Origin of the sequence: Gaetbulibacter sp. S0825 (assembly GCF_011777505.1) — a bacterium.
Taxonomy (GTDB): Bacteria; Bacteroidota; Bacteroidia; order Flavobacteriales; family Flavobacteriaceae; genus Pontimicrobium.
On the sequence record NZ_JAATJT010000001.1, the window covers coordinates 400,808 to 421,645 of the forward strand.

General features: G+C 33.3%; 22 protein-coding genes. 18 read left to right on the plus strand and 4 right to left on the minus strand.

The annotated features are described in order from the left end of the window. Positions 1-113 precede the first annotated feature (113 nt). Complete coding sequence (locus tag HB672_RS01890; RefSeq protein WP_167606838.1) at positions 114-1,097, plus strand: hypothetical protein; 984 nt, start codon at positions 114-116, stop codon at positions 1,095-1,097. Positions 1,098-1,177: 80 nt separating this feature from the next. Here the strand turns inward: HB672_RS01890 and brnQ are convergent, their stop codons facing one another. After that, complete coding sequence (brnQ, locus tag HB672_RS01895) at positions 1,178-2,461, minus strand: branched-chain amino acid transport system II carrier protein (RefSeq protein WP_167606841.1); 1,284 nt, start codon at positions 2,459-2,461, stop codon at positions 1,178-1,180. A gap of 36 nt (positions 2,462-2,497) precedes the next feature. Here brnQ and HB672_RS01900 point away from each other — a divergent pair, with 36 nt between their 5' ends. From HB672_RS01900 to HB672_RS01910, 3 genes are all read left to right on the plus strand, one after another. Continuing rightward, positions 2,498-3,283 carry an alpha/beta hydrolase gene (locus HB672_RS01900; protein WP_167606844.1) on the plus strand — a complete coding sequence of 262 codons (786 nt, stop codon included), beginning with the start codon at positions 2,498-2,500 and terminating at the stop codon, positions 3,281-3,283. A gap of 59 nt (positions 3,284-3,342) precedes the next feature. After that, positions 3,343-3,624, plus strand: a complete 282-nt coding sequence (locus HB672_RS01905; RefSeq protein ID WP_167606847.1) for a hypothetical protein — start codon at positions 3,343-3,345, stop codon at positions 3,622-3,624. A gap of 244 nt (positions 3,625-3,868) precedes the next feature. Further along, on the plus strand, positions 3,869-4,126 hold the full coding sequence (locus HB672_RS01910; protein WP_167606850.1) for a hypothetical protein: 258 nt from the start codon (positions 3,869-3,871) through the stop codon (positions 4,124-4,126). Here the strand turns inward: HB672_RS01910 and thiL are convergent. Both thiL and HB672_RS01920 read right to left on the minus strand, forming a co-directional pair. Then, on the minus strand, positions 4,106-5,158 hold the full coding sequence (gene thiL / locus HB672_RS01915) for a thiamine-phosphate kinase (RefSeq protein ID WP_167606854.1): 1,053 nt from the start codon (positions 5,156-5,158) through the stop codon (positions 4,106-4,108). The two genes, HB672_RS01910 and thiL, sit on opposite strands and share 21 nt — an antisense overlap. 197 nt (positions 5,159-5,355) lie before the next feature. Next, entirely contained in the window at positions 5,356-6,978 is a 1,623-nt protein-coding gene (locus tag HB672_RS01920) for a M14 family metallopeptidase (RefSeq protein WP_167606857.1), read from the minus strand. Between the two features lie 158 nt (positions 6,979-7,136). Here HB672_RS01920 and HB672_RS01925 point away from each other — a divergent pair, with 158 nt between their 5' ends. The 14 genes from HB672_RS01925 (at position 7,137) to HB672_RS01990 (ending at position 19,481) form a co-directional block, all read left to right on the plus strand. Further along, positions 7,137-8,369 carry a choice-of-anchor B family protein gene (locus HB672_RS01925; protein WP_167606860.1) on the plus strand — a complete coding sequence of 411 codons (1,233 nt, stop codon included), beginning with the start codon at positions 7,137-7,139 and terminating at the stop codon, positions 8,367-8,369. 1 nt (position 8,370) lies between these two features. Then, complete coding sequence (locus tag HB672_RS01930; protein WP_167606863.1) at positions 8,371-9,705, plus strand: hypothetical protein; 1,335 nt, start codon at positions 8,371-8,373, stop codon at positions 9,703-9,705. A 118-nt stretch (positions 9,706-9,823) separates the two neighbouring features. Then, complete coding sequence (locus tag HB672_RS01935; protein WP_167606866.1) at positions 9,824-10,153, plus strand: iron-sulfur cluster assembly accessory protein; 330 nt, start codon at positions 9,824-9,826, stop codon at positions 10,151-10,153. 9 nt (positions 10,154-10,162) lie between these two features. Then, a complete protein-coding gene (gene sufB / locus HB672_RS01940; protein WP_167606869.1) occupies positions 10,163-11,611 on the plus strand; it encodes a Fe-S cluster assembly protein SufB in 1,449 nt (482 codons plus the stop codon). Between the two features lie 13 nt (positions 11,612-11,624). Further along, complete coding sequence (locus HB672_RS01945; RefSeq protein WP_167606872.1) at positions 11,625-12,047, plus strand: hypothetical protein; 423 nt, start codon at positions 11,625-11,627, stop codon at positions 12,045-12,047. 1 nt (position 12,048) lies between these two features. Next, positions 12,049-12,801 (plus strand): Fe-S cluster assembly ATPase SufC, encoded by a 753-nt coding sequence (gene sufC / locus HB672_RS01950; RefSeq protein ID WP_167606875.1) that lies wholly within the window; start codon positions 12,049-12,051, stop codon positions 12,799-12,801. Positions 12,802-12,873: 72 nt separating this feature from the next. Continuing rightward, a complete protein-coding gene (gene sufD / locus HB672_RS01955) occupies positions 12,874-14,187 on the plus strand; it encodes a Fe-S cluster assembly protein SufD (RefSeq protein ID WP_167606878.1) in 1,314 nt (437 codons plus the stop codon). 29 nt (positions 14,188-14,216) lie between these two features. Continuing rightward, positions 14,217-15,431, plus strand: coding sequence for a cysteine desulfurase (locus HB672_RS01960; RefSeq protein ID WP_167606881.1), 1,215 nt, complete (start codon positions 14,217-14,219; stop codon positions 15,429-15,431). Positions 15,432-15,593: 162 nt separating this feature from the next. Then, entirely contained in the window at positions 15,594-16,652 is a 1,059-nt protein-coding gene (locus HB672_RS01965) for a zinc metalloprotease (protein WP_167606884.1), read from the plus strand. 84 nt (positions 16,653-16,736) lie between these two features. Continuing rightward, positions 16,737-17,195 carry a hypothetical protein gene (locus HB672_RS01970; protein ID WP_167606887.1) on the plus strand — a complete coding sequence of 153 codons (459 nt, stop codon included), beginning with the start codon at positions 16,737-16,739 and terminating at the stop codon, positions 17,193-17,195. Between the two features lie 31 nt (positions 17,196-17,226). Further along, positions 17,227-17,649, plus strand: a complete 423-nt coding sequence (locus tag HB672_RS01975; protein ID WP_167606890.1) for a SufE family protein — start codon at positions 17,227-17,229, stop codon at positions 17,647-17,649. Next, positions 17,649-17,975, plus strand: coding sequence for a DUF59 domain-containing protein (locus HB672_RS01980; RefSeq protein ID WP_167606893.1), 327 nt, complete (start codon positions 17,649-17,651; stop codon positions 17,973-17,975). The genes HB672_RS01975 and HB672_RS01980 overlap by 1 nt, the downstream gene beginning before the upstream one ends. Positions 17,976-17,978: 3 nt before the next feature. After that, a complete protein-coding gene (locus HB672_RS01985) occupies positions 17,979-18,491 on the plus strand; it encodes a DUF2480 family protein (protein WP_167606896.1) in 513 nt (170 codons plus the stop codon). 84 nt (positions 18,492-18,575) lie between these two features. Next, positions 18,576-19,481, plus strand: coding sequence for a DUF3078 domain-containing protein (locus tag HB672_RS01990; protein WP_167606899.1), 906 nt, complete (start codon positions 18,576-18,578; stop codon positions 19,479-19,481). 50 nt (positions 19,482-19,531) lie between these two features. Here the strand turns inward: HB672_RS01990 and hflX are convergent, their stop codons facing one another. Continuing rightward, positions 19,532-20,746, minus strand: a complete 1,215-nt coding sequence (gene hflX, locus HB672_RS01995; RefSeq protein WP_167606902.1) for a GTPase HflX — start codon at positions 20,744-20,746, stop codon at positions 19,532-19,534. Between the last annotated feature and the right edge of the window lie 92 nt (positions 20,747-20,838).

The window sequence follows — 20,838 nt, forward strand, 5'->3', positions numbered from 1 at the left end:
CTCAATTGGAAATTCATTCTGAATTTCCTCTGGTTCGTTTTCTTTTGCTAACTTAGTTCCAGCCAACGCAACTAACCATACTCGAACACGTTGTGCGTAATTAGGATAAAAATATGAACAAATTTCTCAGAAGGGTTTCATTTTTAATTTTTCTATCGAGTTTCTGTAATATTTCCTTTGCACAAAATATTATACAAGAATACGAACCAGTAAAAAACGATAGCATAAGAATTGGAAAAGGAGAAAACGATTTCTTGCCTTTAATCCAAAGCGGTTATACCTTAATGCTTCCAGAAGATAAGGCAATTAATGGTGTACTCATTTTTCTCGAAGATTCTGGGTATGACAAAAAAAATATGAATGCGAAACAGGTTTATAATCAAGCTTATAAAAAAGGATTTGCCGTTTTGTCTGTTTCAACCGAAATTCCTTTTGACTTTTACTTTTCTAAAACATCTATCCGTTCTACACATAATTTAATTCGCGAAGCTTTTCTCAAACATAATTTACCAAATAAAAATATTATCTTTTTAGGAGCAAGTTTAGTTGGGCATAGAGCAATGCGATATATTAAATTTATGAAAGAGATTGCTTTCCAGTTTCAACTCAATATAAAAGGTATTGTCATTTGCAATTTTACGTTGGATTGGACAAGAAAATGGTATCAACATAATCGCGATATAAGAATCAACCAAATTGACCTATGGGAACCAACTTTCATAAATTATTTGTTGGAAACTCATTTAAATGGTACACCCAAAACAAATCCAGAGAGTTATCACAATTTTTCATCGTATAGCTACTTTGATGAAAAAAATAGAAACATTTCAGTTTACAAAAATTATGCTGTAAGAGCCTATATAGAGCCAGCAATAAAATATAAATTAAAAAATCAATTAAGAACATTGTATGAAAACAATTCGACAGATATCGTTGGGTTTTTAGCTGAGCTAGAACTTGCAGGAAATGAAAACACTGAATTAATTGTAATACAACCAAAGGATAATCCAGCTCCTGTAAAGAATACACAGTCAACTTGGGATGCAATAAACAAAGACGAACTGATGGATTGGATTCTGAAGCAAGTTGAAAAATAAACTACGCAAACAACGTATACAGTTTATTGCTTCTTTTTAGCTTTGCCAAAAAGCCGTTCAAAACGGCTTATTATCTATTATTAAGCGTCTCGTTGTTTAAGAGATTGAATCAAATTAATCACAATAAAAGTAACCAATGCAGGAAGTGCCCAACCTAAATTCTCCTTTGCAAAAGGTATTATTTCTTTAACATTTTGTAACCAATCGGCTTCTATTAAAAAGCCTAAAAAATCGGGAATGCTAAAAATAAAGGTTACTAAAACAACTGTCTTAAACACTAGTTTAGTTGCATATTTCTTTGGAATCACATTTAATAAAATAAGTACAATCGTTAAAGGGTATATAAACATTAAAGCTGGTAATGCCACTACAATAATATAATGAACGTCGAATTGACCAACTAAAACACCTATAATACAGGATATAATGGCTGTAATGGTATATGCTAATTGTGATTCTTTAAATAGGCCTTTAAAGAAATCGGCAGTTCCAACAATAACACTTACTGCAGTTGTAAAACATGCTAAAGAAATAAGTACACTTAAGAATAGATTACCAATATTCCCTAAAGTTTTTAAGCTTAAACCTGAAAGTAATTCTGGTCGTGTAATTGAGGCTTCAAACTCCGTATTATGTAAAGCTCCAACAGCTATCATTCCTGCATATATTATAAACAAACCCGTCGCAGCTACTAATCCAGATTTACCAATTATGGTTTTTTTATCTTCAAAAGAAATACCTCCTTCCAGATTTAGTGAAATTATCACAACGCCTCCAATTAAAATGCCTCCAAGTGCATCATAAGTTTGATACCCTTCCAATAATCCTGCAACTAAAGCTGGTGCTTCTAAAGTTGAAGTATTCATGCTTTCAGGTGACGTGAAAAGACCAATAATTATTATAGCCAATAAAATAAGAACTATTAAAGGCGTTAAAAATTTACCAAGGATGCTCAGTATACTATCTCTTTTCATTATAAAGATAAAAGCAATACCAAAGTATAAGCTACTAGTTAAAAGCGAAGGCGTATTAAAAAAAGGCTGAATTGCCATTTCATGAGTTACAGCTGCAGTTCGAGGTATTGGCAAGGTAATAGCAATTGTATATACACATAAACAATATACTAAACTAAATAATGGTGATACCTTATTACCAAAGTCCAACATGGTTCCTTGCAATCTAGCATGACCAAATAAAGCCAGTAAAGGAATAACTGTTGCCGAAGTTACAAACCCAAGAGTCACAAGCCACCAATCTGGCCCAGAATTAAACCCTAAAAAAGGTGGCAAAATTAAATTTCCTGCGCCAAAAAAACTTGCAAACAATGCAAAACCAATTATTAATATCGTTTTCTTATTATTCATCTTATAAAATTATCTTTGTGGAAGATAATAAATTTGATGAATACTTTTGTTTTATTTAAAAATGCTAGAGTCCATTATAACGTCTATGGACAAGGAGACGTTGTGGTTTTACTGCATGGGTTTTTAGAAAACTCAACTATGTGGCATGATTTTATTTCTAAATGGTCTAAAAACAATCGCATAGTAACTATTGATCTTTTAGGTCATGGGCAAAGCGAGAGTATTGGCTATGTTCATTCTATGGAACTTATGGCAGAAGCAGTTAATAGAGTATTATCTCACTTAAAAATCCAAAAAGCTACGTTTATTGGTCACTCCATGGGAGGCTATGTGGCATTGGCATATGCAAAATCATTTTCTTCTAAAATTTCAGGACTCTGTTTAATGAATTCGACTTATAAAGCGGATGATGAAGAACTAAAGTTATTACGTGCTCGGGCTAATGAATTAGTGAAAAGTAATTTCAAGAATATGGTACAGCTGTCTTTTACCAATTTGTTTGCACCTCAAAGCAGAATCGAATACAAAGAAGCTGTTAAATCTGCTTTATCTGAAGCATTAAAAACTTCGGTTAATGGGTATATTGCAGCTCAAGAAGGTATGAGAATTAGGTTAGATAGCAAAAATGTATTTAAACAACTTAAATGCAAAAAACTAATTATTATTGGCAAAAAAGATGCTGTTATTGACGGTCATGTTTTAATAAAAGAAGCTAATGAATTACAAACAGAAACTGTTGAATTACCTGATGGGCACATGAGTCATATTGAAAATAAAGAATCTTTTTCTTACAATATTATGCATTTCATCGAAAATTTATAGTCTTTTAGCGTTTATTTGTATTTTTTTTCTAAGTTTATCTCCCCAATAACCGATAGCTTATGAAAACAACTACTTCTACCTCTCAAACTAATTATTCTAATCCAGTTTCAAAATTTTATTGTAATATCTTCGGTCATCAATACGATGTATCAAAATTAGTTACTAAACACGTAAAAGAATATACCTGTAAATGTTGCAAAAAACAGTTAACAACAAATGGCAATGGTCATTTAACCGAACTTACGCCAACATTTCAAGAAATAAATTCAATTTTAGAATATATTCACACTAGAAGAAAGACAAGACTTAAGCAAAAAATGTATTCTACAACTGCTGCTTAATTATTACTACAAGACAGTTAATTTATAGGTTTTGAAACCAACTACTTAGCTAAAATATATTTAGCTCTATTCTTCATGTCAAATAAAGAATTTGACTTTTCTAAGTTTCATTTTTAATAAAAAATGTTGCGTTCAAAGAAAAAAAGAAACTCTTTAACGAATACTTCTCGTTAAATCCTTTTATTTTTGCAAAAAAAATTACTTTTAATGATCCCTCATTATTAATTAGCTAAAACTAAAAGGTTTGAAACATTTATATTGTTCATTTTTTGGTCATGATTACACGGTAACAAAGAACGTTACATATCATGTAAAAGAATACACTTGCAAACATTGTAAAGAGCAAGTGACTACAAACGGTAACGGTAAATTAACTTTATTAACTCCAAAGTATAAAGAAATTAACGCTGTACTAGAAAGAATCCATAATAACAGACTTAGGAAAAAGAATATCCCTGTAATTGATTTAAGCGATAACTCGTTATTCCGATTGGCTAAGTGAGTTCCAACCTTGAGCTTTTAAAGGTATTTTTTCTTCTGCCCTTGTTACCAAATGCATTCCTGCATTCTTATCAGTAATATAACCTATAACCGTTAAGTTAGGATTAGCTTTTATTTTAGGAAAATCTTCTTGAGAAATAGTCATAAGCAATTCATAGTCCTCACCTCCATTTAATGCAATAGTCGTACTATCAATATTAAACTCCTCACAAGTAGTAATTACTTCAGGGTCTAGTGGAATTTTATTTTCATATATATCGCAGCCAACTTCGCTATGCTTACATAAATGAATCATTTCAGAAGATAAGCCATCGCTAATATCAATCATAGATGTTGGTTTTACATCAAGCTCTTTTAAAAGTGTTACAATATCTCTTCGAGCTTCTGGCTTTAATTGACGCTGAACGATATAAGTGTATTTATCTAAATCTGGTTGATTATTGGGGTTTACTTTGAACACTTCCTTTTCACGTTCCAACACTTGAAGTCCCATATATGCGCCTCCCAAATCTCCCGTTACTACTAACAAATCATTTGGCTTAGCACCTTTTCTATAAACTATATCTTTTTCGTTTGCTTCACCAATAGCAGTTATTGAAATTATTAGCCCTGATGTTGACGAAGTAGTATCTCCTCCTACCACATCTACCTTATATATCTTAGCGGCAGTTTCAATTCCTGCATACAATTCTTCAAGGGCTTCTAATGGAAATCTATTGGATACAGCAATAGACACAGTTATTTGAGTTGCTGTAGCATTCATTGCATAAATATCTGATAGATTTACCATAACTGCCTTATAGCCTAAATGCTTTAGAGGCATATAACTCAAATCAAAATGAACACCTTCAACCAACAAATCTGTTGAAACCACTACTTTTTTATTATTAAAGCTTAGAACAGCAGCATCATCACCAATGCCTTTAAGCGTGCTTTTATGGCTTATCTTAAAGTTTTTTGTTAAATGATCAATGAGTTTGAATTCTCCTAAATCACTTAGTGGTGTTCTTGTTTGGTTTTTATCTTCTATCATGCTGCAAAGATATGGCAATTCCTTTTATTTACTCGATAATCGAGGTTTAAATACACCAAATTTTGTCACGAAATCAAAATTAATTTCCTGTAAATACCTCATGCTCATGTACCAAGTTAGTTTACTAATAAATCATATTCTGTAAAACAAAAAAAGCACCCTATTTAAAGGTGCTTCTTCTTTCTTTAAACAAGAGATTATCGCAATTTGTAATATTTAAAAACTGGATAGGCTACAGGTTTCTTCTCAATACCCTTTTCATTAAAATAATCGTCAAAGAAATTCCAAGTTACCAAACCATCATCCGATTGTGGTTCGAGCATATAAAAAATAAGGTTAGATAACGGTTGTGCCATATCTATCCAATAATCGCCTTTTTTGAATTTCTTTGTTTTAGCAACAAATTCTCCTTTAGCATTTGCCATAAAATGTCCTTCAAATTTACGCTTTGAGAGGCTTAAATCAGACATTATAAACTCTTCGCCTACTGCTCTTTTTGATACCTTTAATTCAGTTACCATAACACCTTGTTTTCTCAAATGATCTACAATATGCTTCATGGATTTAGGCAAAAAATAACCTCTTGGCAACGTACTTTCCACCTCAGCTTCAAATTTTGAATGATTTTGAACATTAGGTATCTCGATAATCTTCCCTGAACGCGAATATCTTTGTTTTCCTTCTTTATTATAAGCAATATAATCGTATGCTCTTAAGGTAAACGTATCGTCTAAAGGCACCATTTTAAAACGCACGCCTTTTTTGACTTTCCCTGCATTTTGTTTTACATTATCAATAGCATCTTGAGTTGCTTTAGCATTAATCTCTGCCATTTCCCTTCCATTATTATGAGTAAACTCTAAAATTTCAGCTACAAAACCATAAGTGCCATTCATACGTTTGTAAAAACGATCATGTGCAAAAGCTTCACTTAAAATACCAACTTTATTTCTTAAACCCATTTGGTTTACAATATATCTTGGGTGATGATTGTATGTGTAAATAGCTTTTGTTGGCCAACCTTGACGTAACGAGTATCCTCCATAAGGCCCTAATTTTACACCATAATTCTCATCAATAGATTTAACAATACTTGGCAGCATAGTATTCCAAGTGAAATCGTAAGGTGCTTTTTGGCCTGCATAATGATAGCTTGGTGCATAAGTGACTCCGTAACCATGCCAAGTACCATTGGTAGTATGTAAATCGACCAACATTTCAGGGTCCCATTTTAATATAACATTTTGAACTAATCCTTCTGTTTCAAAAGCTTCCATTTTAACGCCATCCCTATTTAAATCAAACCCTTGACTATTGGCTCTAATCCCAACTTCAACAGGACTGTCTTCTTGCGATGGGCGCCTTCCTTTTTCCATTTTATCATTAGAATCTGTATTATATATTGGTGCAAAAATGATAATTTGATTATCTAACAAATGCTTTTTATCTCCTAATAAAATATCTCGCATTAATTGTTGCAATACTTCTTTCCCTTCAACTTCTCCAGAATGAATATTTCCTTGAACATAAATGACTGGTTTTCCTGAATCTTTCGCTTCTTGAGGTGAGTTAATTTTTGGATTTGCCATAACAACAACAGGAATTTCTTTTCCTTCCATACTTTTCCCCATAAATTCAAGATGCATTAAACTTGATTTGGCTTGAATCGCTTTTATAAAATCCATTACATCAGCATATGTTGATGTTTTTTGGTAATTAGACTTTTCTGGTGTTGTCATCAAGTCTTCACTCCAAGGTGTGTTTTGGGCTGTTAATTGGAGGCTTAGCAGAAAAACTACTAATCTTAAAAATGATTTCATATTCAATTTGGTTGGTTTATAAATTACTTTGCATAAAAATACTTTATTAAGCCACAACTATGCAATTATTTTGAGTACAAATTATCTTGTAGCTATTTTTTGTGAAGCTGACTATTAAACTATCTCGTTTTTCTTGTATTTTAGTAAAAAAGAATTGCATGAAAAATATCAAAACACAGCTTCTAGCTGTTTTATTGGGAGCTCTTATATTGTTTCTTGAACAAAGTTGCTCAAAGAATAATACATTCATTGACGAACCTACTCCCACCAGTTCTAATGCAACATGTGAAAACGGATTTGCAGGAGTGTTTCCTTGCAACGATTACGATTTGCTAGCACACATCACATTAGAAGAACTTAGAGGGGGTAGTGACGGAAACGACTCTTGGGGTTGGACAGATCCTGTTTCGGGAAAGGAATATGCCTTAATGTGTACGTCCATTGGTGTCTCTTTTGTTGATATTTCAAATCCTATAGATCCAATATTAGTGGGTAACCTCCCAACTGCCACAAGCAATAGTTTATGGCGAGATGTGAAAGTTTATAATGATTATGCGTTTGTAGTTAGTGAGGCTTCTGGACATGGTATGCAAGTATTTGATTTATCACGTTTGCGAAATGTAACTTCTCCGCCTGAGGTGTTTACTGATGATGTTCATTATACACAATTTGGTAATGCACATAATATTGTAATTAATGAAGATAGTGGTTTTGCTTATGCTGTAGGAACCAATACTTTTGGTGGAGGCCCACATTTTGTGAATATTCAAGACCCACTAAATCCTACACCAGCAGGTGGATATAGTAATGATTCTTATTCACACGATGCTCAAGTGGTTACTTATAATGGTCCTGATGCCGATTATAGTGGTAGTGAAATTTTAATTGGAAGCAACGAAAATGAAGTAGTTATTGTAGATGTAACCGATAAAAACAACCCAACTAACATATCTAGTATTTCTTACTCTAACATTGGTTTTACCCATCAAGGATGGTTTACTGAAGACCAAAAATATTTTATTCTTGGGGATGAAACAGATGAAATTAATTACAATACAAGAACTAGAACTTTGGTATTTGATTTTACAGATTTAGACAACCCAATATTTCACATGCAACATTTAGGGCCAACAACATCAATAGATCACAATGTGTATGTTAAAGGTAATTTATTGTATCAGGCAAATTATACGTCTGGTATTAGAATCATTGATATTTCTAATTTAGAAACCAACACAATGACCGAAATTGGTTTTTTTGATACTTATCCAGAAAACAATAGCACGTCCTTTCATGGTGCTTGGAATGTGTATCCTTATTTTGAAAGTGGAAACATAATAATTAGCGACATCGAAAGAGGATTATTTATTATACGTAAAAACGGAAGTTAACATGAAAAAAACAGCCTACTTATTTTGCATGATACTATGCCTTACCGTTAGTTCGTGCCATGAAGATTTCGATGATAATTACGTGTCCATTTTTAACGATATTGCCTTTATAAATACTTATGGAGGCTCACAAGAAGACCATATTGTTTCAATAGTAGAAACTTCTGATGGCAACTTAGCACTATTCGGTTATACAAACAGTATTGATGGAGATATTACAGATAAGACATTACAAGAAAACGACTATTGGTTAATTAAAATAACTCCTGATGGCAACCTTCTTTGGAGTAAAACTTATGGTGGTAGCGGTGATGATGTTGGTCAAAAAGTGGTGGCTACAAATGATGGAGGTTTTGCTATTACAGGGTACAGTATGAGTAGTGATGGTGACGCAAGTAAAAATGAAGGTTTTCATGATAATTGGCTTTTAAAATTAGATGCAAATGGCAATATATTATGGGAAAAAAGCTATGGTTTCTCAGGTCATGACCATTCTTACTCAATTATACAAACAAGTGACGGTGGATTTTTAATGACAGGCTTCTTAGATGTAACTGCTTCTGGAGGTTTAGGAAATACGAAAGTCAACAGCTCCAAACGACATGGAATTGGCGAGTTTTGGTGCCATAAACTAGACGCCAATGGCAATATAGAATGGCGTAAATATTTTGGAGGCACTAATAACGACCGCTCTTTTGACGTTGTACAAGCCAATGACGGAGGATATGTAATTACAGGGTTTTCTGAAAGTGATGATTTCGACATCACTAATAGTTACGGTTCTTACGATTATTGGGTCATAAAATTAGATACTGCTGGTAATTTACTTTGGGAGAAATCGTTGGGTGGTAGTGAAATTGACCAAGCTAGATCTATTGCTAAAACTGATGACAATGCATATATAATTGCAGGTAATTCTTTTAGTACTGATGGAGATGTTTCCTCAAACAAAGGAAATTCCGATTTCTTCATCGTTAAAATAGATGATAATGGAAAAGTGAAATGGCGAAAAAACTATGGAGGCTCCGATTTTGATTACGCAACATCTATTTCGCCATCAACTAATGGATTTCTACTTACAGGGAACTCAAAAAGCAGCGATAAGGATGTAACTTCCAACTATGGTGAAAACGATTTTTGGGTCATTAAAATAAATGCCAATGGCAAACTTTTAGATCAAAAAAACTTTGGAGGTTCTAGTTTAGATTTCGCTTTTGATGTTCTTGAAACAACAAAGGGAGACATCTTTATTGTTGGTGAAACTGAAAGCAACGATTACGACATTATAGAGAATAATGGTCTTAAAGATGCTTTAGTTATAAAGGTAAATGACTAATCTACTTTGCATAACAAAAACCTATCTAACTATTGGCTAATATAATGTTAGGTTTTCTTTAAAAACAGCACATAAATTGTATATTTGTTCTTTATTTAGAAATAATCTACATAAGAATATGATCAAGGTTTCTGAAACTGCTAAAAAGAAGGTTGTTGAGCTCATGCAAGATGATGGCTATAATGCCACAACAGACTTTGTGCGTGTAGGCGTTAAAAGCGGCGGATGCTCTGGGTTGTCGTACGATTTGCAGTTTGACAAACAACAAGAAGAAGGAGATAAAGTTTTTGAAGATAATGGCGTAAAAATTATTGTCGACAAAAAGAGTTTTCTATACCTTATTGGCACTACCTTAGAATATTCTGGAGGGTTAAACGGAACTGGTTTCGTATTTAATAACCCCAACGCAAACCGAACATGTGGTTGCGGCGAAAGTTTCTCCTTATAATTTACAAAAATGAGCAAGTATACAGAAGACGATTTAAGAGAAGAACTTAAAACCAAGGAATACGAGTATGGTTTTTACACAGATATTGAATCTGAAACATTTCCTGTTGGTTTAAATGAAGATATTGTTCGAGCCATTTCCAAAAAGAAAGAAGAGCCAGAATGGATGACCGAATGGCGTTTAGAAGCTTTCAAGGTTTGGAAAGAAATGGTAGAGCCTGAGTGGGCAAATGTACACTACAAAAAACCCGATTTTCAAGCAATTTCTTATTATTCTGCACCAAACAGCAAACCAAAATACGATAGTATAGACGAGGTTGACCCAGAATTATTGGCAACATTTGAAAAGCTAGGTATTTCTTTGGACGAACAAAAAAAATTAGCTGGAGTTGCAATGGATGTTGTAGTAGATTCTGTATCAGTTGCAACAACCTTCAAAAAGACCTTATCAGAAAAAGGAATCATTTTCATGAGTATTTCTGAAGCCATAAGAGAGCATCCAGAATTAGTAAAAAAATACATTGGCACTGTAGTGCCGCAAAAAGATAATTTTTATGCTGCTTTAAATAGTGCTGTATTTAGTGATGGATCATTCTGCTACATTCCAAAAGGCGTAAGATGTCCTATGGAATTGTCAACCTATTTTAGAATCAATCAAGCAGGAACAGGACAATTTGAAAGAACATTGGTAATTGCCGACGAAGGCAGTTACGTAAGTTATTTAGAAGGCTGTACGGCTCCAAGTAGAGATGAAAATCAGCTACATGCTGCCGTAGTAGAATTAATAGCACTTGATGATGCCGAAATTAAATACTCAACAGTACAAAACTGGTATCCTGGAAATGCCGAAGGAAAAGGAGGCGTTTACAATTTTGTAACTAAAAGAGGGTTGTGTGAAACCAATGCAAAAATCTCTTGGACGCAAGTTGAAACTGGAAGTGCGGTAACATGGAAATATCCATCATGTGTGCTAAAAGGTGATAACTCTGTAGGTGAGTTTTACTCTATAGCAGTAACTAATAATTATCAGCAAGCTGATACAGGAACTAAAATGATTCACTTAGGTAAAAACACCAAGTCAACCATTATTAGTAAAGGTATTTCGGCTGGGAAATCTCAGAATAGTTACAGAGGTTTGGTACAAATAAATTCAAGAGCAGATAATGCTAGAAATTTTTCACAATGTGATAGTTTGTTAATGGGTAATGAGTGCGGTGCACATACATTTCCATATATAGAAGCTAAAAATAAAACAGCTATAATAGAACACGAAGCTACAACTAGTAAAATTGGCGAAGACCAAATATTTTATTGTAACCAAAGAGGTATCGATACCGAAAAAGCCATTGCATTAATTGTAAATGGTTTTAGTAAGGAAGTTTTAAACAAGCTCCCAATGGAATTTGCTGTTGAAGCTCAAAAATTATTAGAAATAAGCTTAGAAGGATCTGTAGGTTAAAAATAATTAGATTATGAAAAAACTAATTTTATTATTGGCAATTATTGCATTTGTAAGTTGTAAAAAAGAAACAAAATCTGAAGAAAATACAACAGTTTCTGAACAACAAGATGCTCCTGAAATAACTGAAAAACAAAGTGATGGTTTAACACTTTTAAAAGGAGAGTTTGTATACTATGACGATGCAGCGGTTTTACAAACTCATGCTGAAATTTACGGAGTTCTATTAATTAACAAATTTGAAGATTTAAAAAATAGAGCTGAAAAGTTTAAAACAAAACCAACTGACATGGTTCAAGTTGAAGTAAGAGGTAAAATAACAAACGAAAAACACGAAAATATTCTTTGGGATAATAAAATAGAAATTTTCGAAATATTAAACGTAAGTAAGCCAAATCCTGAAGGAGGCGAAATGATAACAATAGGCAAAGATTAATATGTTAAAAATTAAAGATTTACACGCAAGTGTTGACGATAAAACAATACTAAGAGGCATTAACCTTGAGGTTAAAGCTGGAGAAGTGCACGCAATTATGGGACCAAATGGGTCTGGAAAAAGCACTCTAGCTTCTGTTATTGCAGGAAAAGAAGAATACGAAGTTGACAAAGGAAACATCATTCTTGAAGGTGAGAATATTGGAGAGCTAGAAGCTGATGAAAGGGCTCACAAAGGCATTTTCTTATCGTTTCAATATCCTGTAGAAATTCCTGGAGTTTCAGTGACTAACTTTATGAAAACTGCAATTAACGAAACTCGTAAAGCAAGAGGTTTAGCTGACATGCCAGCAAATGAAATGTTAAAGCTAATTCGTGAAAAATCAGAGCTATTAGAAATTGATAGAAAGTTTTTATCACGTTCATTAAACGAAGGGTTTTCTGGTGGTGAAAAGAAACGTAATGAAATTTTCCAAATGGCGATGCTTGAGCCTAAATTGGCAATTCTAGATGAAACCGATTCTGGATTAGACATTGATGCACTTCGTATTGTTGCAAATGGTGTGAATAAATTAAAAAGTAAAGACAATGCTACTATTGTCATTACACACTATCAACGTTTATTAGACTATATAATACCTGATTTCGTACATGTAATACATAATGGTAGAATTGTAAAGTCTGGTGGCAAAGAATTGGCCCTCGAGTTAGAAGAAAAAGGGTACGATTGGATTAAAGAAGAAGTTGGCGCATAACGCTAGTAAGAAGGAAACAGTCTCAGCAATCAATTTACTAAACGTTGCGACTGAAAACTGAAAACTAAAAACATGGAATTAAAAGAAAAATTATTATCGTCTTTTTTAGCTTTCGAAAATCAAGTAGATGTAGACACCTACGTTCACGACATTAGAAGCAAAGCCATAAAAACCTTTGAAACTAAAGGGTTTCCAAATAAGATGGATGAAGCTTGGAAATACACTTCTTTAAATAAAATTTTAAAGGAAGATTACAGCGTGTTTTCAAAAGAAGAAAACGCTTTAGAATATAGTGATGTAAAAAAGTATTTTATTCACGATATAGATTCGTATAAAATCATCTTTATAGATGGCAAATATTCGTCTCACCTTTCCGATACCACTCACGATGGAATGGATGTCTGCTTAATGTCCGCAGCATTAACAAAACCCAAATACCGCTTAGTTATTGAAAACTATTTTAATAAAGCAGCGAAAGACGATGGTTTATCAGCATTAAATACTGCCTTTTCCAAAGAAGGTGCTTATATTAATATCCCAAAAAACAAAATTGCTGAAAAGCCTATTCAAATTATTCATTTTTCTACTGGAAAAGAATCTGCGTTAATGCTTCAGCCCAGAAATTTGATTGTTGTTGGCGAAAACTCGCATGTACAAATTATCGAGCGTCATCAAAGTTTAACTTCCAATCCTGTGTTAACAAATTCGGTGACCGAAATTTTTGCGAATAAGCGCGCCATAGTAGATTATTACAAAGTGCAAAACGATGACCAAAATGCGTCTTTAATTGACAATACTTATATCAACCAGAAACAACAAAGTCATGTGTCGGTTCACACCTTTTCTTTTGGAGGGAAATTAACCAGAAACAATTTAAACTTTTTCCAAAATGGCGAGCATATTGATTCTACTCTAAAAGGTGTAACTATTATAGGCAACAAACAGCATGTAGACCACAATACACTAGTACATCATATTGAGCCAAACTGTGAAAGCCACCAAGACTATAAAGGCATTTTTGGAGATAATTCTGTTGGTGTATTTAACGGAAAAGTTGTGGTTGAAAAGGAAGCACAAAAAACCAATGCATTTCAAGCTAATAATAATATATTAGTAAGTGATAAAGCCTCCATTAATACAAAACCACAATTAGAGATTTTTGCTGATGATGTAAAATGTTCTCATGGTTGTACTATTGGACAATTGGACGAAAGTGCTATGTTTTATTTACGTTCTCGAGGTATCCCTGAAAAAGAAGCCAAAGCCTTATTAATGTATGCCTTTGCGAATAACGTTTTAGAAAGTGTAAAAATACCTGAATTAAAAAAACGTATTAATAAGCTTATCGCTAACAAATTAGCTGTAAATATTGGGTTTGATTTATAATCCTATTCTCAATTTACAAAACACAAAACATGCTAGACGTTGCAACCATAAGAAAAGATTTTCCAATACTTTCTCGTAAAGTAAATGGTAAACCTTTAGTCTATTTAGACAATGCTGCAACTTCACAAACACCTCAACAAGTTATAGATGTAATTGTAGATTACTATAGTATTTATAACGCTAACATACATCGTGGTGTACATACTTTAAGTCAGGAAGCGACTGACAAGTACGAAGAGGCTCGACATAAAATTCAAGCGCATTTTAATGCTGAAAAAGCACATGAAATCATTTTTACTTCAGGAACAACGCATAGCATCAACTTGGTTGCAAATGGGTTTGCTTCGTTAATACAAAAAGGTGATGAAGTAATCGTTTCTGCCTTAGAGCATCATAGTAATATTGTGCCATGGCAAATGCTTTGCGAAAAAACTGGAGCCACATTAAAAGTGATTCCAATGAATGAGGAAGGTGAATTAGTAATGAGCGACTACGATAATTTACTTTCAAACAAGACTAAATTGGTATTTGTCAATCATATTTCTAACGCATTAGGAACCATAAACCCAATAGAAGAAATCATCAAAAAAGCACATCACGTAGGTGCTGCTGTATTGGTAGATGGCGCACAAGCTTGTCCTCATATAAAACCTGATGTACAAAAACTGGATGTCGATTTTTATGTAGTATCTGCACATAAAATGTGTGGTCCAACTGGCGTTGGTATGCTCTATGGTAAAGAAACGTGGCTAAACAAATTACCACCTTATCAAGGAGGCGGTGAAATGATTGCCGAAGTGACTTTTGAGGAAACCACGTATGCCGATTTACCTCATAAATTCGAAGCTGGAACACCAAATATTTGTGGTGGTATTGCTTTTGGAGCAGCCATTGATTATATGAATTCCATAGGTTTTGATAATATAGCAACCTATGAAAATGAATTGCTTGATTACGCTACCAAAAAACTATTGGAAATTGATGGGCTACGTATTTATGGAAATACAAAAAACAAAACCTCAGTCATTTCTTTTAATGTTGGCAATATTCACCCATATGATATTGGTTCTATTGTTGACAAATTAGGTATTGCTGTTAGAACTGGTCACCATTGTGCGCAACCAATTATGGACTACTATAAAATTCCTGGAACTGTTCGTGCTTCATTTGCTTTTTATAACACTTTTAAAGAAGTAGATACTTTTGTAGACGCTGTTAAAAGAGCTGTTCAAATGCTTTCTTAACTTAATTATCTGAATATCATATAGTTGATTTTTCATACCGAAATTCTCAATTTTATTTAATGTGCACTTTATCGAAAAAATTGATATTTTTTGATGAAAATGTTAATTTTTTCTTAAAATATTAATATATTCTCAGCCATTAACATAAATCAATTATTTAATATGAAAAAAGTACTTTTAAGTATGGCAGCTATTGCCATGATCTTTACATCTTGTAGTGAAAATGAAAACGAAATTTCACAAGACCAAACTAATGTCGATATGAGCGACTTTTATGTTTATACTGATGCCGACATTGATGAGAGTTCAAGATCAGCAAATAGCAAATCTTGTTATAGTATGGTAAATCTTAACCGTCAACTTAATTTAAATCCAGGACTGGAGAAAAAAATGTATGATGTTGAATATCATACAAGAAAACTTATTGCTGGTAAAGGCAAACCACCAGGAACTGGTGGAGGTGGAAGTGGCGGTGGATCTGGAGATTCCGATGTTGACGTTTTACCAATTGATGACAATCTAGGAGTAATAAATATTCCTGTATATGTCCATGTAGTCTATGCAGATGCAAATAGCATAAGTAACAGTCAAATACAATCGCAAATTAATGTATTAAATAGTGACTTTAGCAATACAAATGTAAATCAGCTACCTAGTGGAACTACTTTTGAAAACGATGCAACAAATGCTGGTTTTCAATTTACACTAGCAGGTACATTTAGGCATAATGACAGCAGATCATCATGGGGAACTAATGATGCAGTAAAAAGCGCTTATCCTCCTGTGACACCAGAAACTCATTTAAATATTTGGGTTTGTAATATTGGCGGTGGAATCTTGGGTTATGCACAATTTCCAGGTGGAAATTCATCTACAGATGGTATTGTAGTTGGAGGTGATTATTTTGGTGTTACTTCTGGTGTTTATGGTGGTGGAAGAACAACTACTCATGAAATTGGACACTATTTTAACTTACGTCATATTTGGGGAGATGGAAGATGTAATAGAGATGATTTTGTAGCTGATACTCCAAAGTCTGATAGATCAAATGGAGGTTGCCCAACATATCCAACTGTACATTGTAAAGATGCTGATATGACAATGAATTATATGGATTACACATATGACTCATGCATGTATATGTTCACTGATGGACAACGTAATAGGATGCGTGCAATTTTTGCTCCTGGTGGTGCAAGGGCGTCAATGGTTGGAAGCTAGTTATTTTTTTAAATAAATAAAATTTAAAGACGCCAACTTTGGCGTCTTTTTTGTACCTTAAATTAAAACTTATATTCATAAATAATGAAACTACTATTTACAATATTCTCTTTAATTCTTATCCCAAAAGATTGTAATAATCTATCTTCAAGTTTTAAGGAGTTACAAAAACGACAAGACACGATTACAATTACATACCTAGCAGTTTCAAGAGGTTTTTTTGAAGAGATTTCAGTGTCAAATAATTCTTTTAGCATTTGTAACGATCTTAATAGAAAAGAGTATAAAACTTATGAATGTTCTAAAAAAGACTGGAACGAAAGTTTAGAGTTGCTGTCTAAAATTAATATTCAAGAGTTGCCAAAACTAGTAGCACCAACGTCTATGAGACAATATGATGGCGCAGCTCATGCAACACTTATTATTAAGGATGGTGATAATAAAATAAAGTCAAATACATTCGATCATGGTCATCCACCAGAAGAAATTAAAGCATTAGTAGAAAAGCTTCTATCTTTTAAAAAAATAGCCACAAAACAATAAGGAATTGTATTTTTGCATAAAATAAATTACTGTGACAATTAAAGATATACAAAACGACATTATTGAGGAGTTCTCCATGTTTGACGACTGGATGCAACGTTATGAGTATATGATAGAACTTGGCAAGTCTTTACCATTAATTAACGACCAGTACAAAACCGATGATAATATTATTAAAGGATGTCAAAGTAAAGTTTGGGTTCATGCCGAAATGAAAGATGATAAAGTGGTTTTTACTGCCGATAGCGATGCCATTATTACAAAAGGCATTATTGCCATTTTAATTAGAGTATTCTCAAACCAAACACCAAAAGACATTATTGAAGCTGAGACAGCTTTTATAGATGAAATAGGGCTTAAAGAACATTTGTCTCCAACTAGAGCTAATGGGTTGGTAAGTATGATAAAGCAATTAAAAATGTATGCCATAGCATATCAAACACAAGTAAAATAATGAGTACAACACAAATAGATGTAAACGCCTTGGGCGAAAAAATAGTTAGAGTAATAAAAACCATATTCGATCCAGAGATTCCTGTAGATATTTATGAGTTAGGATTGATATATGATGTTTTTGTTAACGAAGATTATGAAGTTAAAATTTTAATGACCTTAACAACTCCTAATTGTCCTGTAGCAGAAACGTTGCCAATGGAAGTCGAAGAAAAAGTAAGGTCTATCGATGAAGTAAAAAATGCAGAAGTTGAAATTACTTTCGATCCACCTTGGAGTCAAGATTTAATGAGCGAAGAAGCTAAATTAGAATTAGGGATGCTATAATTTATGGCAGAAGAAATAATAAATCGCGTCGCGAATAGTAAACTTGTAACCATCGATTTGGAAGACTATTATCCTAAAGGAAAGCGTGTGCTTTTGGATATTAAAGATTGGCTATTGGAAGGTTTAGTACTTCGTGAAAAAGAGTTTAGACAACAAGCGAGCGAGCATAATTGGGAGCAGTATAAAAATAGTTTTGTTGCTTTACATTGTTCAACAGATGCTATTGTTCCTGCTTGGGCTTATATGTTGTTATCAACCTATTTAGAGCCTTATGCTATTAAAACTGTTATAGGAGATTTAAGCACTTTAGAGACTTCAATCTATCAAGATATCATCTCAGAATTAGATGTTTCTGAGTTTGAAGACAAACCTCTTATTGTTAAAGGGTGTTCAAATAAACCTATTCCAGACAATGCCTATATTCAACTTACAACAAAGTTAAAGCCAATTGCTAAATCTATTATGTATGGAGAAGCTTGCTCATCGGTACCACTTTATAAGAAACCAAAATCTTAAAAATGTTGTGACTTACCAAACATTTTTGGGTCTTAACTATAATTCTAAATAAAAAAATCTACAAAAACAATTAACTTAAATCGAATGAAAAAAATAGTATTATTAGCCGTTTTCTTTTGTGGTATAGCTTTTACACAAGCACAAACAAAGGAAGAGTTAAAAGCACAAAAAGCCGAAAAACAAGCCGAAGCTGATGCTGCTCAAGGAGAAGCAAATGCCATTCAAGCGCAAATTGATGCCTTACCAGGTTGGAGAGTTGGTGCCTTTGGAACTATTGGCGGAAGTCTATCCAATTTCAAAAACTGGTACTCACAAGGAACACCAAATAACTCCTCAGGGAATATTGGTTTTACTGTAAATGGGTATGCAAATCTTATTGAAGATACATTCTTTTGGAGAAACTCTTTATCTACCAATTTAAATTGGGTAAAACTAGATGACAAAGACAATTCCTTAGATGATGACAGTTTTAATCCAACGACAGATGTGTTTAATTTATCATCACTTTACGGTAGAAAACTTAGCGAAAAATTTGCTATATCTGGATTGGCAGATTATAGAACGACGCTTTTAAACAATTTTAACGACCCAGGTTATTTAGACCTTGGTGTTGGAGGTACATGGACTCCAGTAGAAAACTTAATTGTGGTTATTCACCCATTAAACTATAACTTTGTGTTTAGCAGTGGCGACACCGTATTTGACTCTTCAATGGGTGCTAAAATTGTTGCCGATTATACAAGACAAATTGGAGCTATCAATTTTAAAACTAACTTCTCAACATTTCAAAGTTATAAGTCTGGAGACTTATCTAACTGGACGTGGACCAACTCTTTTGGATACACGTTGTGGAAAATGATTGGTGTTGGTTTTGATTTTGGTTTAAGAAGCAACCAACAAGAAGCAGCTAATTTTCAAGGTGTTGCTTTAGAAGACGCCGATAACGACTTACAAAGTTATTATACGTTTGGATTGAACTATAAGTTCTAATCAAACACACATAATTTAAATAAAAAAAAGCCGCATATTTCGGCTTTTTTTTATTCGTATGTTTCGTCGTAATCTGGATATAAAAATTCATTATAAGGAAAACGCTGTACATGAATTTTTCTAACTTCATCATACACGCGTTTTTTAAAATCCTCTAAATTTTCTTTATTTAATGCCGATATAAATAAGGCGTTATCACCAATTTTAGCCATCCATGTGTTTTTCCATTCTTGCAACGAATAGTTCGCTTTTGTTCGTTCGGCAATTAAATCGGTATCATCAAAAGGTTCTGCTTCATAAGCATCTATTTTATTAAATACCATGATGGTTGGCTTATCATCGCTTTTAATATCAGTTAAAATATTTTGTACCGATTCTATATGCTCTTCAAAGTTTGGGTGCGAAATATCTACGACGTGCAACAATAAATCGGCTTCGCGAACTTCGTCTAATGTACTTTTAAAGGATTCTATTAATTGCGTTGGTAATTTTCTAATGAACCCAACCGTATCACTCATTAAAAAAGGCAAATTCTTAATCACTACTTTTCTAACTGTGGTGTCTAAGGTTGCAAACAATTTATTTTCGGCAAATACTTCAGATTTGCTAATCACATTCATAAGTGTAGATTTTCCAACGTTGGTATAACCTACCAAAGCCACTCTAACCAATTTACCTCTATTGCCACGCTGAACTTCCATTTGCCTATCTATCTTCTTGATTTTGGCTTTTAGAAGTGCAATTTTATCTCGCACAATACGTCTATCTGTTTCTATTTCGGTTTCTCCAGGACCACGCATTCCAATACCACCTTTTTGTCTTTCAAGATGCGTCCACATCCCTTTTAAACGAGGTAACAAATATTGACATTGTGCCAATTCTACTTGTGTGCGCGCATAACTGGTTTGTGCGCGTTGGGCAAAAATATCTAGGATTAAATTTGTTCTATCAAGTACCTTACAGTTAAGTATCTTGCTAATATTTCGTTCTTGTGCTGGCGATAATTCGTCATCAAAAATGGCAGTTCCTACCTCATGCTCTTCAATATAATGCCTTACATCTTCCATCTTTCCAGTTCCTATAAAAGTTTTAGGATTAGGCATGTCCATTTTTTGAGTGAAACGTTTTAAAACGTCTCCTCCTGCTGTATAAGTTAAAAACTCCAACTCATCTAAATACTCTTTAGATTGCTCTTCGTTTTGATCTTGAGTAATAACTCCTATTAAAACTGCTTTTTCTAACGCTGTGTCTTTCTTTTCTATCATAAATTGAGTTGCAAAGGTACAAATAGAAATGCAGATTATAATTGTAGTTCGGCTAATAAGATTTTAGTATTTTAGGCTCATATTTGAATTAA

Bases quoted from the DNA above. Each gene is read 5' to 3' on its own strand.
- HB672_RS01890 (WP_167606838.1), top strand. From the start codon at position 114: ATGAACAAATTTCTCAGAAGGGTTTCATTTTTAATTTTTCTATCGAGT.
- brnQ (WP_167606841.1), bottom strand. From the start codon at position 2,461: ATGAATAATAAGAAAACGATATTAATAATTGGTTTTGCATTGTTTGCA.
- HB672_RS01900 (WP_167606844.1), top strand. From the start codon at position 2,498: ATGAATACTTTTGTTTTATTTAAAAATGCTAGAGTCCATTATAACGTC.
- HB672_RS01905 (WP_167606847.1), top strand. From the start codon at position 3,343: ATGAAAACAACTACTTCTACCTCTCAAACTAATTATTCTAATCCAGTT.
- thiL (WP_167606854.1), bottom strand. From the start codon at position 5,158: ATGATAGAAGATAAAAACCAAACAAGAACACCACTAAGTGATTTAGGA.
- HB672_RS01920 (WP_167606857.1), bottom strand. From the start codon at position 6,978: ATGAAATCATTTTTAAGATTAGTAGTTTTTCTGCTAAGCCTCCAATTA.
- HB672_RS01925 (WP_167606860.1), top strand. From the start codon at position 7,137: ATGAAAAATATCAAAACACAGCTTCTAGCTGTTTTATTGGGAGCTCTT.
- HB672_RS01930 (WP_167606863.1), top strand. From the start codon at position 8,371: ATGAAAAAAACAGCCTACTTATTTTGCATGATACTATGCCTTACCGTT.
- HB672_RS01935 (WP_167606866.1), top strand. From the start codon at position 9,824: ATGATCAAGGTTTCTGAAACTGCTAAAAAGAAGGTTGTTGAGCTCATG.
- sufB (WP_167606869.1), top strand. From the start codon at position 10,163: ATGAGCAAGTATACAGAAGACGATTTAAGAGAAGAACTTAAAACCAAG.
- HB672_RS01945 (WP_167606872.1), top strand. From the start codon at position 11,625: ATGAAAAAACTAATTTTATTATTGGCAATTATTGCATTTGTAAGTTGT.
- sufC (WP_167606875.1), top strand. From the start codon at position 12,049: ATGTTAAAAATTAAAGATTTACACGCAAGTGTTGACGATAAAACAATA.
- sufD (WP_167606878.1), top strand. From the start codon at position 12,874: ATGGAATTAAAAGAAAAATTATTATCGTCTTTTTTAGCTTTCGAAAAT.
- HB672_RS01960 (WP_167606881.1), top strand. From the start codon at position 14,217: ATGCTAGACGTTGCAACCATAAGAAAAGATTTTCCAATACTTTCTCGT.
- HB672_RS01965 (WP_167606884.1), top strand. From the start codon at position 15,594: ATGAAAAAAGTACTTTTAAGTATGGCAGCTATTGCCATGATCTTTACA.
- HB672_RS01970 (WP_167606887.1), top strand. From the start codon at position 16,737: ATGAAACTACTATTTACAATATTCTCTTTAATTCTTATCCCAAAAGAT.
- HB672_RS01980 (WP_167606893.1), top strand. From the start codon at position 17,649: ATGAGTACAACACAAATAGATGTAAACGCCTTGGGCGAAAAAATAGTT.
- HB672_RS01985 (WP_167606896.1), top strand. From the start codon at position 17,979: ATGGCAGAAGAAATAATAAATCGCGTCGCGAATAGTAAACTTGTAACC.
- HB672_RS01990 (WP_167606899.1), top strand. From the start codon at position 18,576: ATGAAAAAAATAGTATTATTAGCCGTTTTCTTTTGTGGTATAGCTTTT.
- hflX (WP_167606902.1), bottom strand. From the start codon at position 20,746: ATGATAGAAAAGAAAGACACAGCGTTAGAAAAAGCAGTTTTAATAGGA.